This window comes from Natronomonas sp. CBA1123, from assembly GCF_009741925.1.
In the GTDB taxonomy this organism is placed as follows: Archaea; Halobacteriota; Halobacteria; order Halobacteriales; family Haloarculaceae; genus Natronomonas.
The window spans coordinates 1-13,021 of record NZ_WPCC01000020.1 but is presented as its reverse complement, the minus strand read 5'-3'; the positions used below and the strand labels follow the sequence as shown (position 1 = coordinate 13,021).

The 13,021-nt window shown below is 64.8% G+C and carries 14 protein-coding genes; 9 read left to right on the top strand and 5 right to left on the bottom strand.

The annotated features are described in order from the left end of the window. The first annotated feature begins 1 nt into the window (after position 1). On the top strand, positions 2 to 436 hold the full coding sequence (locus GJ631_RS10340) for a PaaI family thioesterase (protein WP_156709081.1): 435 nt from the start codon (positions 2 to 4) through the stop codon (positions 434 to 436). A gap of 1 nt (position 437) precedes the next feature. On the opposite strand, the gene GJ631_RS10335 is transcribed toward GJ631_RS10340, so the two are convergent. Beyond that, the gene (locus GJ631_RS10335; protein WP_156709080.1) at positions 438 to 1,358 is read right to left on the bottom strand and encodes a ketopantoate reductase family protein; all 921 of its coding nucleotides are present in this window, start codon (positions 1,356 to 1,358) and stop codon (positions 438 to 440) included. A gap of 155 nt (positions 1,359 to 1,513) precedes the next feature. Here GJ631_RS10335 and GJ631_RS10330 point away from each other — a divergent pair, with 155 nt between their 5' ends. The 5 genes from GJ631_RS10330 to GJ631_RS10310 are packed head-to-tail and all read left to right on the top strand — an operon-like array spanning position 1,514 to position 5,780. Continuing rightward, positions 1,514 to 2,410, top strand: coding sequence for a DUF6282 family protein (locus tag GJ631_RS10330; RefSeq protein WP_156709079.1), 897 nt, complete (start codon positions 1,514 to 1,516; stop codon positions 2,408 to 2,410). Between the two features lie 2 nt (positions 2,411 to 2,412). Further along, the gene (locus GJ631_RS10325; RefSeq protein ID WP_370518638.1) at positions 2,413 to 3,411 is read left to right on the top strand and encodes an LLM class flavin-dependent oxidoreductase; all 999 of its coding nucleotides are present in this window, start codon (positions 2,413 to 2,415) and stop codon (positions 3,409 to 3,411) included. Between the two features lie 41 nt (positions 3,412 to 3,452). After that, positions 3,453 to 4,403 (top strand): CoA ester lyase, encoded by a 951-nt coding sequence (locus tag GJ631_RS10320; RefSeq protein ID WP_156709078.1) that lies wholly within the window; start codon positions 3,453 to 3,455, stop codon positions 4,401 to 4,403. Positions 4,404 to 4,425: 22 nt separating this feature from the next. Continuing rightward, on the top strand, positions 4,426 to 5,199 hold the full coding sequence (locus GJ631_RS10315; RefSeq protein WP_156709077.1) for a polysaccharide deacetylase family protein: 774 nt from the start codon (positions 4,426 to 4,428) through the stop codon (positions 5,197 to 5,199). Further along, complete coding sequence (locus GJ631_RS10310; protein ID WP_156709076.1) at positions 5,196 to 5,780, top strand: DJ-1/PfpI family protein; 585 nt, start codon at positions 5,196 to 5,198, stop codon at positions 5,778 to 5,780. The genes GJ631_RS10315 and GJ631_RS10310 overlap by 4 nt, the downstream gene beginning before the upstream one ends. Positions 5,781 to 5,786: 6 nt before the next feature. On the opposite strand, the gene GJ631_RS10305 is transcribed toward GJ631_RS10310, so the two are convergent. After that, on the bottom strand, positions 5,787 to 6,026 hold the full coding sequence (locus GJ631_RS10305) for a hypothetical protein (RefSeq protein WP_156709075.1): 240 nt from the start codon (positions 6,024 to 6,026) through the stop codon (positions 5,787 to 5,789). 106 nt (positions 6,027 to 6,132) lie between these two features. On the opposite strand from GJ631_RS10305, the gene GJ631_RS10300 reads away from it, so the two are divergent. After that, positions 6,133 to 6,726 (top strand): flavin reductase family protein, encoded by a 594-nt coding sequence (locus GJ631_RS10300; RefSeq protein ID WP_156709074.1) that lies wholly within the window; start codon positions 6,133 to 6,135, stop codon positions 6,724 to 6,726. A 3-nt stretch (positions 6,727 to 6,729) separates the two neighbouring features. On the opposite strand, the gene GJ631_RS10295 is transcribed toward GJ631_RS10300, so the two are convergent. Genes GJ631_RS10295 through GJ631_RS10285 form a run of 3 tightly spaced genes read right to left on the bottom strand, consistent with a single transcriptional unit; the run spans position 6,730 to position 11,101 of the window. After that, entirely contained in the window at positions 6,730 to 7,509 is a 780-nt protein-coding gene (locus GJ631_RS10295) for an enoyl-CoA hydratase/isomerase family protein (RefSeq protein ID WP_156709073.1), read from the bottom strand. Between the two features lie 40 nt (positions 7,510 to 7,549). Then, positions 7,550 to 8,029 carry a MaoC/PaaZ C-terminal domain-containing protein gene (locus GJ631_RS10290; RefSeq protein ID WP_156709072.1) on the bottom strand — a complete coding sequence of 160 codons (480 nt, stop codon included), beginning with the start codon at positions 8,027 to 8,029 and terminating at the stop codon, positions 7,550 to 7,552. A gap of 42 nt (positions 8,030 to 8,071) precedes the next feature. Next, complete coding sequence (locus GJ631_RS10285; RefSeq protein WP_156709071.1) at positions 8,072 to 11,101, bottom strand: FAD-binding and (Fe-S)-binding domain-containing protein; 3,030 nt, start codon at positions 11,099 to 11,101, stop codon at positions 8,072 to 8,074. 352 nt (positions 11,102 to 11,453) lie between these two features. Here GJ631_RS10285 and GJ631_RS10280 point away from each other — a divergent pair, with 352 nt between their 5' ends. After that, a complete protein-coding gene (locus GJ631_RS10280; protein ID WP_156709070.1) occupies positions 11,454 to 12,284 on the top strand; it encodes a hypothetical protein in 831 nt (276 codons plus the stop codon). 367 nt (positions 12,285 to 12,651) lie between these two features. Next, on the top strand, positions 12,652 to 13,021 hold a 370-nt coding region (locus tag GJ631_RS10275), incomplete at its 3' end, for a M20/M25/M40 family metallo-hydrolase (RefSeq protein WP_156709069.1).

The following is a 13,021-nucleotide window of genomic DNA, read 5'->3' as shown; positions in this document are numbered from 1 at the left end:
CATGACGAACGCACCCGAGACGGCCTCCGAGCGAGTCGTCGCCGAGACCGGCCTGCTGTCGTGGCTCGGCGTCTTCATCGAGTCCGAAGCGGAGGGCCGCGCCGTACTCGGCCTGCCCCACCGCGCGGAACTCACGAACCCCAACGGCGATACGCTCCACGGTGGCGTTCTCGCGACGCTTTTGGACAACGCTGCTGGCACCGCACTCCGAACGGTGCTCGAGGACCCCGACACGGCGCTCTACGCCACGACCGAAATGAACCTCTCGTATCTCCGGCCGGCGACCGGCGACCTGCGGGCGGAAGCCCGCGTCCGGCGTCACGGGCGCTCGCTCGTCGTCATCGAGTGCGATATCGACTCCGAGCGCGACCCCGGCGAGTGGACCACCGTCGCCGTCGGCCGCGCCTCCTACTACGTCGACGAAAGCGGGACGTGAATCAGTCGAGGTAGCTCTTCTCTAAGGCCCGAACGAGGTTCGTCGCGAGTTCGTTCACCGGTACGTCGACGCCCTCCTCGTGGGCGATGTCGACGATAGCGCCGTTCACGTCGTCGATTTCGGTCTTCCGTTCGGCCCGAACGTCCTGCAGCATACTGGAGTAGTGTGAGTGTGACTCCTCGCAAGTGGTGACGACCTCTTCCATCGGGTCGTCCATCGGGATGTCGATGCCGCGGCACTCGGCGACGGCTTCGGCCTCGGCGACGATTTGCTCCATCAATTCCCGCGTCTCCGGCGTCGCGACGAGTTCGCCGTTCGAGAGGTGTGTCAGCGCCGCCAGCGGCTTGATGGGGAGGCTCATCAGCTGTTTGGCCCAGATGTACGCTCGCGGGTCGTCGACCAACTCGACGGGGAAGCCGGCGTCCTCGAGGGCGGACTCGATTCGGCGTGCACCAGCGTCGTTCGTCCCACCGAACGTCGAAGGACCGCCCGATGTCACGCGAACGTATCCCGGCTCCTCGGCGACGGCGCCCTGATACGTCACGCCTGCGAAGGCGCGGTCTTCCCCGACGACGTCGAGCAGTCTGTCGTAGTGTCTGAGACCGTTCTGCAGCGACAGCAGGTCGGTCTCGGGACCGATACAGGCGGCGTGTTCGGCCAGCGCCGCCTCGGTCTGGTGGGATTTGACAAAGACGATTGCGAAGTCAACGGGGCCGACCTCGCTGGCGTCGGTCGTCGCCCTGACGGCGATGTCGGTCGTCTCGCCGTCCTCGCTCTCGATTGTCAAGCCCTCTTCGTTCAACCGGTCGACGTACGACTGCCGGTAGTGCAGGAGGTGGACGTCGTGGCCGCTCTCGGTGAGGCGGCCGCCGAACAGACAACCGAGGGCGCCGGCGCCGATGACCGCGATGTTCACGGACATCGCCCCCAGCGGACGGCTGTACGTTGGTTCATACGCGTTCGTCGCGTCCTGTGCATAAATAAGTTGAGCGCCGCGGGCCCGTCGTGAAACGGAACTGACCTGTCCCAGAGGGCTTAATACTCGTGGCAAGAATACACACACCCCGAGGACAACAGATGGACACTCAGCACCCCGTCGCCGGCGCGTGGGACACACACGTCCACGCGGGACCGGACGTAACCGACAGAAAGCACGACATCGTGGAACTCGCTCGGCGCGCCGCCGATGCCGGCATGGGTGGATTGGTTCTCAAGAACCACCACGCCCCGACGACGATGGCGGCGGCGCTCGTCGAGCGGGCCTGCGATTCCGACATCCGTCTCGCGTCGACGGTCGTTTTGAACCGCTCGGTCGGCGGCATCAACATCGACGCCGTCATCGCCGCCGCCCGGATGGGTGCCAGTCGCGTCGAACTCCCGACGATGACCGCCAAACGGAACATGCTCGAACAGGGCGAACCGAAAACCATCGACCTGCTGAACGGGAACGACGAACTGAAAGACGGCGTCTGGTCGGTGATTTCGGAGACGGTAAACGACGGGATGGTCGTCGGGACGGGTCACATCGGCGTCGAGGAGGTCGAGGCCGTCGTCGACGCCGTCACGGAGGTCGACGGCGAGGTCATCGTGACGCACCCGGAGTTCCACGCCGCCCGCGACGGCGTCGGTCTCACTCCCGAACACCAGGCTCGACTGGCCCGCGATGGGGTGTACTTCGAACGCTGCTCCATCGTCTCCGACGAGACCGTCCGGGAGTTGTTCCTTCCGGAGGCTCCGGAGGCGGCCCACGACGCCTTCGCCGACGGCGCGATGTTCGACGAAATCGTCGCCGGCATCGAGGCGACGGGTCCCGAACACAACCTGCTTTCGACGGACTACGGCCAACCGGGTCGGATGTCGCCACCGGACGCGCTGGCGGCGTTCCACGCCGACCTCGAAGCCGCCGGCATCCCGCGTGCCGACATCGAGCAGATGGCGCGGGACAACCCAGAAACCATCTTCGGAGGTGCCTGACCGTGGACGTCAGCCTGATGGGGCTGACGCAACACCCCGGCGACCGCGACCCCGAGACGTGTCTCACCGAGTTGCTCGAACAGGCTCGAATCGCCGAATCGAGCGGCTTCGAGGGATTGTTCGTCGGCGAACACCACTTCACCGACGACATCTACTTCGACAACTTCCAGACGCTCGCCCGTCTCGCCGCGGAGTTCGACGGCGACGTCCGCGTCGGGACGAGCGTCTGTCTGTTGCCGCTGCACAACCCCGCGCTGGTCGCCGAGCGCGTCGCCACGCTCGACGTGATTTCGGGCGGAAACGTCGTTTTCGGTGCCGCCGCCGGCTACCGCGACGCCGAGTTCGACACCGTCGGCGTCGACAAGGCCGAACGCGCCGGCCGCGTCACTGAAGGCGTCGAAATCCTCCGGGCGCTGTGGAGTGAGGACGACGTCTCCTACGACGGCGACCACTACGCCTTCGAGGACGTGACGCTCCGCCCGCGTCCGGTACAGGAATCCGGGCCGCCGATATGGCTCGGCGGGTCGGCACCCTCGGCCGTCCGGCGGGCCGCCGCTCTCGGCGACGCGTGGCTCATCGACCCCGTCTCGCCCGTCTCGAAACTGAAGAAGGCCGTCGGGCTCTACGAGCGCGAACTCACCGAGGAGCCGTCCTGCCGGCCGATTCGACGCGACGTGTACGTCGCCGAGACGACCGAGAAAGCCATCGACACCGCCGCGCCGTACATCCTCGACAAGTTCGACTCGCTGTCGGAGTGGGGCATCATCGACGACGACGGCGAGGATTTGAGCAGACGGGAGCGCTTCGAGCGAGTCAGCGAAGGTCGGTATCTCATCGGCACGCCCGATGAGGTGGTCGCCGACCTCGAATCGCTTAACGAGACCCTCGGCGTCGACCACCTCGTCGCCCGCGTCCAGTGGCCCGGAATGGACCACGAACGCGCCGTCGACGCCATCGACCTGCTCGGAGAGGAGGTAATCCCACGCGTCGCCGACCTGTGATTCGGGACAAGGTATAAGGAGTCCTCCGACGAGTTCGATACATGGAACCCGCTCGCTCAGTGCTGTTCATTCCCGGGAATCGTGAGGGCTGGGTCGAAAGCGCCCACGAGAACGACGCCGACGTCATCATCCTCGATTTGGAGGATTCGGTCCCACCCGAAGAGAAGGAGGCCGCCCGCGACATCGTCGCCGAACACCTCCCGAAACTCCACGCCGAGGGCCAGCGCGTCCACGTCCGCGTCAACGCCCACCCCAACGCAAGCGAGGGCTTCGCCGAACACGATTTCGAGGCCATCGCCTGTGAGGAACTGGAGGCGATAACCGTCCCGAAGGTCCGGGAACCGAACGACATCGAACGGCTCGATACGGTGTTGACTCACATCGAGCGCCGGGAGGGCCTGGAGGTCGGCGGCATCGAGTTGACCGTCAGCGTCGAAACCGCCCAAGCGATGCGGCAGGTGTACGAACTCTGTGAGGCTGCCGACCGGGTCGGCACCATCGGCTGTGGCGCCGTGAAAGGCACCGACACGAACCGCGCGCTCGGCTTCGAGTGGACCGGTCCCGGACGGGAGGGACTGGAGACGCTGCACCTCCGCGAACAGGCGCTGATGGACGCTCGCGCCGCAGAAATCGAGTTCCCGCTCGCCGGCACCTACGTCGACGTGGGTGACATCGAGGGACTCCGGAAGGACATGCAGTTCTCCCGGGAGATGGGCTACACCGGCTATCTCGTCATCCACCCCTCCCACGTCGAACACGCCAACGAAATCTTCCTACCCGATGCCGACACCGTCGAGTACTGGGTGGGTGCGATGGAGGCGCTACTGGAGGCCGAAAACGAGGGCAAAAGCGCCGTCCGGTATGAAGGTGACATGATAGACATCGCCAACATCGAGACCGCTCGCCGCTACATCGAGTACGCCGAAGCGTTCGCCGACGACCTCGACGTCGACTTCGGCGATGTCGACTTCTCGGAGTTACGACCGGAGTAAAACGACGACGAAACAACGTACCATGACAGAACGATTCAACGACCCAACGACCGCCCACGACCAGAAACGCCGAGCACTCAGTCCGTACCTCAAGTTCGTCCGGAACCTCGACCCCGAGACGAGCCTCGAGACCCGCATCGAACACATCGCCTACGACGTCTTCGAGGACGGCATCGACTGGCTCGTCGACGCCCTGGGAGCCGCCGACGTCTCCGCCGGCGTCTCCGTGCCGGCGATACACCTCGAAGACGAGGCCGTCCGCGACGGCGTCGGCCGACTCCTCGAGTCGGGCGCCGAAGTTGTCGTCCACGGCTATCGGCACACCTCCTACATGGAGACGCCCTACGAGACGGTCGACGAGGAACTGACGGCCATCCTCGACCGTTTCGAGGCGGACCTCGACGCTCGACCGACGGGCTTTCACATCCCGTTCATGCGATGCAGTTCGGGAACCGTTCGAGCGGCCGAAGAACACGGCATCGAGTGGATAGTCGGCGCCGAACCGTCCGGCGTCGATACCTCGATTACGTTCCTCCAACCCGAATCGCCCTACGACCTCCAGTTGTTCGAGCGAGGCCACGACGGACCGGCAGTCACCGACCGGATGGCGGCGGCCGCCGAGGACGGGTCGCTGTTGCTGTCTCACCCGAACATCCACGCCGTCCACGGCGCACGCGAGTCGTTCGCGTCGTTCCTCGAGGCGGAGTCGTTCGCCACACCGAGCGCCGTCGCGGCCGGCGAGGCTGACCGACCGGGACTGCTCCTCGATTTGTTCCCGCCGTTTCAGGTACGATGACGGTGCGAATCGCCTTCGTCGTCTACGACGGCCTCACGGCGCTCGACTTCGTCGGTGCCTACGACCCCATCACGCGGGTCGGGACGATGGGCTTTCGGGAGGACGTCGAGTGGGAGGTCTGTGGCCTCTCGCCGACGGTGACGGCGACGGGTGGGCTCACCTTCGAAACGACGGTGACCGACGAACCGCTCGACGGCTACGACGCAGTCGTCGTCCCCGGCGGTATCGGTACGACGCTTCCCGACGACGACCACCCGGTCGTGTCGTGGCTCCGAACTGCTGAGGACTGTCGGTACAAGATTTCGGTGTGTACGGGGTCGTTACTGCTGGCTGCCGCCGGCCTCCTCGATGGTCGTCGGGCGACGACCCATCCGAGCGCCTACGAGGCGCTCGCCGAACGCGCTGCGGTAACCGAACGGCGCGTCGTCCGCGACGGCGACGTGATAACTGGTGGCGGCGTGAGTTCGGCGGTCGACGTGGGACTGTACTTCGCGGAACTGCTCACCGACGCCGGCACGCGTGACCGCATCGCAGAGCAGATGGACTACCCACACTACCGCGACGACACCGGCGTCTCGTAGGCGTGACTACGCCCCCTCGAGGAACCGCTGGGAGACGTATCGCTGGAGGTACATGCCGACAGCGCCGGTCACGAGTAACACCGCGCTGACGAGATACGCCGTCGAAACCGACCCCAGCCCTCGCTCGACGAGCCGCTCCGGGAAGACGAAGCCGTAGAGGCCGGCCATGAGCAGGAAGCCGGCAACGAAGCCGGCGAGGATGACCGCCATCCGGGCACCGCGACGGAGCGTTTCGGAACTGACCATACGACGCTACTGGTCGCCGACCCGGTTAATTATACCGCTCGAACGGTTCCGTAACTATCCCCGTTCTCAACATATTTATGTGTTCGTGCGGGATGGGTCGGTAGTGATGCAGGAGTTCCCAGTCCGAGACATCGACACGCGAGTGAGCAGCCGTATCGTCAAATCCGCCGTCACGCCCCGCCCTATCGGGTGGGTTTCGACGACGAGCGACGACGGCGTCGACAACCTCGCGCCGTTCAGCTGCTACAACTACATCAGTTCCGACTACCCGACCGTGATGTTCAGTTCGAAGGTCAAAGACGGCGGCAAGCCGAAGGACACCGCCCGAAACGTCGCTTCGAGTGGTGAGTTCGTCGTCAACGTCGTCACCGAGGACCTCGCCGAGCGCATGGACCGTACATCGGCGGAGTTGCCGCCGGAGGAAAGCGAGTTCGACTTCGCGGAACTCGACCGCGCGGAGTCGACCCACGTCACGCCCCCACGGGTCGCCGACGCGCTCATCAGCATGGAGTGTACGGCCATCGAGTCGCTCGACATCCATGACCGCGGCGTGTTCTTCGGCGAAGTCGAGACGTTCCACATCGCCGACGAGGTACTCGAAGACGGCAAGGTCGAGATGGACCACCTCGACACCGTCGGCCGCCTCGGCGGCCCCTACTACACCAGCGTCAACCGGATGGAGATGACCCGGGAGTTCTGACGCCTATCGCCCCTCAAAAGACGGGTCGCGGGATTCGAGGAACGCCGCCATGGCTTCAGTCTGGTCGTACGTGTCGAAACAGGCGGCGATGGTTTCGAGGCTGGCGTCGACGCCCGATTCGACGCCGTTGGAGCGCAGTCCACGAAACACCCGCGTCTGCATCTGGACGACGAGCGGGCTCTTCTCGGCGAGTCGCCCGACGAGGGCGTCGATTTCCGCCTCGTACTCCTCGGGCGCGACGGCGTCGTTGACCAGTCCGATGTCTTCGGCTTCGGTCCCCGATATCACCTCGCCGGTGTAGACGAGTTCCTTCGCCTTCTGGAGGCCGACGAGTCGAACGAGGAGACCGCCCTGAACCCCGGTGACGAGACCGATGTCGATTTCCGGCAGTCCGAGACTCGCCTCCTCGGTCGCCAGCCGGAAGTCACAGGACATCGCCAACTCCAGTCCGGCGCCGAGGGCGTACTCGCCACAGCAACACACCGTGACGGCATCGAGGTTCCGTACGGCGTCCATCATCCCGTGGAGGTCCGTCATGACTCCTCGGGCCTCGGTCGTCGAGAGGTCCTTCACCTCGTCGAGCGGGATGCCGGCGGTCAGTCCACCGTCGCCGCCGTCGTCCGAGCCCCGAATCACCAGCACCGACACGTCCGAGGGAACGTCCTCGACCGTCTCCCGAATCGCCGCTATGGTGTCGGTTCCGAAGAGGTTCAGTTCGCCGCTGTCGATGCGGAGCGTTGCCGCGTGGTCGTAGTCGTCTCTGCGAGTCAGCGTGACTGCCATACCGCACGAACGACGCCTCGGAAAATGAAGCTTCGGGCGGTCACTCGGGGTCGAAATTCGGCGAGAACGGCACCAGCGAGTGGTGGTCATTGACCATCACGAGGTCGTCGTCCTGATTGCGCAACTCCTCGTTGATGGTGATAAGCCCTCGCCGTCGCCCCGCCTCGCGGTCCTTCTCTCGGATTCGCTTGTCGACGACTTCGACCTCCAGGTGGAGCGTGTCGCCCGGGTAGGCGGGGTTGACGAAGCGCATCCCGTCGCGGCCGTAGGCCACCGGCGTCTCGTAGTCCCAGCCCGGCACGTCGCCCCACAGCGCACTGGAGATGACGATGAGGACCGTGTTCTGGACGAGTAAGTCGTCGAACTCCGTCGTCTCGACGTGTTCGCGGTCGACGTGCATCCGTTCGCCGGCACCGTAGCCGACCGCTCTGAAAATGTCCGTCTCGGTCACCGTCCGGCCGCCGTTCGAACGGCCCGAATCACCGATTTCGAAGTCGTCGAAGTATCGCTTCAGTTCCATCGAAGAGTACTCGATGGTTCGGATAATAAACCCAGCGCCGACTCAGACGAGCGCGTCGGCCAGTTTCTGGATGGGGTGGTCCGGCGACGCCTCGTCGAGTTGGGTCCGACAGGAGGTACCGGGCGCGACGACCGATTCGCCGTCACTCGATTCGAGCTGGTCACGGAGGAGGTCCGCGATGGCCTGACTCATCGAGTAGTGTTCGGCCTCGTAGCCGAACGAGCCGGCCATCCCACAGCAGGTCGAATCGACGGGGTCGACGGCGTACCCGGCGCGCCGAAGCACGCCGACGGCGTGGTGGTCCTTCTTCGTCGCCTTCTGGTGGCAGTGGCCGTGATACGACAGCGATTCCCTGGCCGTCTCGAAATCGAGGGCCTCGTCCAACCGGAACCGGTCGAGGTACTCACAGACGCCGTAGGTGTTGGCCGCGAGTCGTTCGACGCCCTCGCCCGACAGCAAATCGAGGTAATCCGACTGGAACATGACGGCGTCGGAGGGTTCGACCACGACCACGTCCCATCCGTCTTCGACCATCGGTGCAAGCGTTTCGACGTTCGCTCGGGCGTCCTCGCGTGCCTTCTCGACGAACCCCTTCGACAGCGGCGGCCGACCGCTCCCCGGCAGGCCGTCGGGGACGGCGACGTGGATTCCCGCGGCTTCCAGCACCTCGACTGCGGCCTTCCCCACGGCGGGGTCGTTGTAGTTCGTGTAGGTGTCGGGGAAGACGACGACGTGGCGGTCGGCGTCGGCCTCGGAGACGGCGGGGCCGCGGGCCTCGAACCACTCGACGAGAGACTCACTTGCGAACGAGGGAACGTCTCGCTCGCTCGCTATTCCGAGGGTCTTCTCGGCGAGGAATCCTGCCCCGGGCAGGGAGGCGGCGGCGTTGGCCAGCGGCGCGAAGCGACTCCCGAGTGCCGACAACTGGTCGATGTTCGCAAACAGGCGGTCACGGAGGCTCGTGCCGTCACGCTGGTGTTTCTCGTGGAGGACTTCGGTGCGGAGTTTCGCCATGTCGACCTCGCTGGGGCAATCGCGGGCACACCCCTTACAGCCGACACAGAGGTCGAGCACCTCCTCGGTGAACTCATCGGAGAACAGTTCTTCTTCGGGAAGGCCGCCGCTCATCGCCTGCCGGAGCATGTTCGCCCGGCCGCGAGTCGACTGTATCTCCTCGTGAGCGGCCCGGTAGGTCGGACACATCACGCCGCCGGTGGTCGATTGCTCGCCGCGACAGCCGCCACAGCCGTGACACAACTCGACCATCCCCTGAAAGCCGTTGTCGTTGTCCCAGTTCAACTCGGGACTGAAGCCGGATTCGAACCCGTAGTCGGGGTCGAACCGGAGGTTCTCGGTCAGGTCGTGGTCGCCGCAGACGTTGCCCGGGTTGAGCGTCCAGTTGGGGTCGTAGGCGGTCTTGAGGTCACGGAACGCTGCCCAGAGGTCGTCGCCGTACAGTTTCCGGTTCCACTGGGTTCGGGCGCGGCCGTCGCCGTGTTCCCCCGAGACGCTCCCGCCGTACTTGACGACCAAATCGGTCACCCGCTCGGCAATGGCCTCGAAGGCTTCCAGTCCCTCGACACTCTTGGTGTTCACGAGCGGCCGGATGTGCAACACGCCGGGGCCGGCGTGGGCGTAGTAACTGGCGTAGGTGTCGTAGTCGTCGAGAATCTCCTGTACGTCGGCGACGTACTCCGGGAGGTTTCGCGCCGGGACGGCGGTGTCCTCGATGTAGGCGATGTGTTTCTCGTCGGTGGTCCTGCCCAGCAGAATCGGCAGGCCGGACTTCCGCATCTTCCAGAACTTCGCCCGGGTGTCGGCGTCGTGGGCCTCCATCGCCGCGGCGGCGCGGTGGTCGGCGTTCGTCCGGACCCGTTCGTCGGTCGGGTCGGCCTCGCTGTCGGCGGCTGGGACTCGGTCGGCGAGCAGGTCCGCGACCAGTCGTCGCCCCTCGGCGTCGTCGTCGGCGTAGAACTCCACGAGCAACACCGAGTCGGTGCCCTCCGGGAGCATCCCGACCACGTCGGCGAACTCGGCTGTGTCCCGGGCCAGTCCGAGCAACACGTCGTCCATCACCTCGACGGCGGCGGGGTCGTGTTCGAGGATGGGTTCGACATCGGCCAGCGCATCGAGGAGGTCGTCGTAGGTGAGCAGAGCGACTGCCTTCGTGTTCGGAATCGGCTCCAAGGAGACGGTCGCCTCGGTGACGATGGCAAGGGTACCCTCGCTGCCGGCGAGCAGGCGTGCGAGGTTGACCGTCGCGTCGTCGGTGATTTCGCCGTCGTCGCCGCGGGCCTCCTCGACGAGTCGGTCGAAGTTGTACCCCGAGACGTTGCGCTTCAGTTCCGGATAGCGGCGGTCGACGTCCTCGGCGTGGTCGTCGAGGACGGCGAGGACGCCGGCGTGGATTCGCGGCAGGAGGTCGTCGCTGTCGGCGTCGGCGGAGTCGCGCAGTTCGCCGACGGTCACGTCGCCGAAGCGGGTCACGGTCCCGTCGGCCAACACCGCTTCGACCGACTCGACGTAGGCGTCGGTCTTGCCGTAGACGAGCGAGTGGGCGCCAGTCGAGTTGTTGCCGATGGCACCGCCGAGGACGGATTTGTCGCCCCACGCTGGGTCAGGTGCGAACTTCAGGCCCTCGGGTTCCAGCGCCTCGTTGAGCTTTCCGAGGGTGATGCCCGGTTGCGCCGTCACGCGTCGGCCGTCCGAATCGACATCGAGCAGCGCGTCCATGTGTTTGCTACAGTCGAGGATGACCGCTTCGTTGACGCTCTGGCCGGCGAGGCTGGTGCCGCCGCCGCGTGGGAGCACCGCGATGTCGTTTCGGTCGCAGTAGGCGACGACCGCCGCCACGTCGTCGGTCGAGGTGGGGTAGACGACGCCGACCGGCCGCACCTCGTAGGCGCTGGCGTCGGTGGCGTACAGCGTCCGGGTGTAGTCGTCGAGGCGGACCTCGCCGTCGACGAGCGACGATAGCGTCGCCGCCAATTCCGGGCGCTCGACGCCGTCGGACCGATAATCGTAGGTCGAACTCCGAGTCGAGGGGTCCGAATTCGTGTGCTGAGAAGACATTATGTGAGTTCCGATTGTCGTCTCCGTTGCTCGACCCCGCCGGGGTGGGTCCGACCCGTTCGCGTCCTGTCTATCGTTTCCTGCGGTGTCGAGCGCATCGCTATCGGGTTCGCCCTCGAAGCAATTATAGGTTTACCCCGGCCGGAGCGCTCGGTGGCCGACTACCGTGGACGCCGCGGGAAAGATTTATAATGAAATACGGGCCATTTCATCGTGTAACACGATACCAAGCCCTCCGGGTCGACCCGGTGGAATCGGCTGTCCCGCCGACGGAGGGTTCGTAGTCACATGCCGCGGGGCCGAACCGACGACGGACGAGGAGACCACAGCACGACACACTCGACAGTCCCTCATGATTGACCGCACGACCACTCCGAAAGCGCCGTTCGAGGCGATGCAGCGATGGCTCCGCACCGAACGCCGACAGACCGCCGCCGAACTGTCCGCGTTCGACGCGTTCATCGACCGACTCCAGGACGTTCCGACGGGTCGCGTGGCGTCGCCGTCGGGGCCATCGGCGTTGACCGAACGGTCCTCGGGGGGTGGGCTCGCGTCCGTCCGGGAGGCGTACCGCTCGACGGTGATGGACGTGCCACACTACGACGAGGAGTACGACAACAACTTCACCGAGGACGTGACCGAGGAGTTCGGGTCGACAATCGCGACGATACTCGAACGCGGCGGCCCCCTCGACGTACAGACGAAGCGAACGCTCCTCGCGCTCGCGGCCGACTCGCGGTCTCGTCGGGTGACCCTCCTCGACATCATCGACGCCGAGTGTGAATCAATCGAGGCGGCCGCCGAGCGCCTCCGGCCCGTCGCCGAGGAACTGGACACCATGGCGGACGTGGAGTTCCGGGCCGAATCGTTCGGCTCGCTCGACGCGTACCGCGCCCGGCTCGATACGCTAGTCGACCGGTGCGACGCCGCCGCCGACTGCCGACAGAGGGCCCTCCGTGAACACCGAACGACGGCCGCGCTGTCGGAGGGGATTGCCGCCGTTCCGCTATACCTGTATCAGGGGTTCGATTCGACGTTCCCGATTCTCTCCTTTATCGCTGCTCTCGGCGACCGAATCGAGGCGATTCGGTCGGACATCAGCCACGCGGCGAGCCATTACGAGGCCGACCGGGACTCCTATTTCACGGGCGACACCGACACCCGCGGACGAACCGAATCCTAACTCGATGCCATACCTTACTGAAAATTTATATGTATAAGAATATGGTACTTGTCGATAGATTTGGTTTTCCCTATCATCACAAGCCGAAATAAGTGGGCCATTTGGGGCATAAAGACGTAATTAACGATGTATTGATTTTATCTATCTAATAAATCCATCTTTGATAGGAAAAATAGTATAAATAACGAAATTCTACTCAAATATGGTGTAAAATATGTATTTTGGCGGGCATTTTGGGATATTGACAAAAAATTTGTTAGTTTTGATATTCATATATTTTCTATTACTATTGCTATAAAATAACAGAAATATTATAGTTCGATTGAATCTCCCCGAAACTCAAGCCCCCACCGCCCGTCGGTGGGGTATGGACGCCACGGAACTGACCCGGCGTCTCGTCGAGACGCCGAGTCACGAAGACGAATCCGTGCTCGGTGATGTCCTCGCGGCGTGGCTTCGTGACCGCACCGACGCGGCGGTCGAACGCGACGGTTCCGGCAACGTCATCGCCAGACGCAACGCCGGTTCGGGGCCGTCGCTCGCGCTCGTCGGCCACCACGACGTGGTGCCGCCGGACGAGAGCCAACTCACCGACGGCGAGTACGTCGTCGGGGAACGCGACGGCCGCCTCTACGGCCGCGGGAGCGCCGATATGAAGGGGAGTCTCGCGGCCGCGATGGTCGCCTTCGCCGAGGCCGACCCCGCGGGCGAACTCGTCTTCGCCTCCTTCGTCGGGG

Excerpts from the sequence above, each read along its gene's own strand:
- GJ631_RS10320 (WP_156709078.1), top strand. The coding sequence starts at position 3,453 with ATGGAACCCGCTCGCTCAGTGCTGTTCATTCCCGGGAATCGTGAGGGC.
- GJ631_RS10310 (WP_156709076.1), top strand. The coding sequence starts at position 5,196 with ATGACGGTGCGAATCGCCTTCGTCGTCTACGACGGCCTCACGGCGCTC.
- GJ631_RS10285 (WP_156709071.1), bottom strand. The coding sequence starts at position 11,101 with ATGTCTTCTCAGCACACGAATTCGGACCCCTCGACTCGGAGTTCGACC.
- GJ631_RS10340 (WP_156709081.1), top strand. The coding sequence starts at position 2 with ATGACGAACGCACCCGAGACGGCCTCCGAGCGAGTCGTCGCCGAGACC.
- GJ631_RS10335 (WP_156709080.1), bottom strand. The coding sequence starts at position 1,358 with ATGTCCGTGAACATCGCGGTCATCGGCGCCGGCGCCCTCGGTTGTCTG.
- GJ631_RS10300 (WP_156709074.1), top strand. The coding sequence starts at position 6,133 with ATGCAGGAGTTCCCAGTCCGAGACATCGACACGCGAGTGAGCAGCCGT.
- GJ631_RS10315 (WP_156709077.1), top strand. The coding sequence starts at position 4,426 with ATGACAGAACGATTCAACGACCCAACGACCGCCCACGACCAGAAACGC.
- GJ631_RS10280 (WP_156709070.1), top strand. The coding sequence starts at position 11,454 with ATGATTGACCGCACGACCACTCCGAAAGCGCCGTTCGAGGCGATGCAG.
- GJ631_RS10295 (WP_156709073.1), bottom strand. The coding sequence starts at position 7,509 with ATGGCAGTCACGCTGACTCGCAGAGACGACTACGACCACGCGGCAACG.
- GJ631_RS10305 (WP_156709075.1), bottom strand. The coding sequence starts at position 6,026 with ATGGTCAGTTCCGAAACGCTCCGTCGCGGTGCCCGGATGGCGGTCATC.
- GJ631_RS10330 (WP_156709079.1), top strand. The coding sequence starts at position 1,514 with ATGGACACTCAGCACCCCGTCGCCGGCGCGTGGGACACACACGTCCAC.
- GJ631_RS10290 (WP_156709072.1), bottom strand. The coding sequence starts at position 8,029 with ATGGAACTGAAGCGATACTTCGACGACTTCGAAATCGGTGATTCGGGC.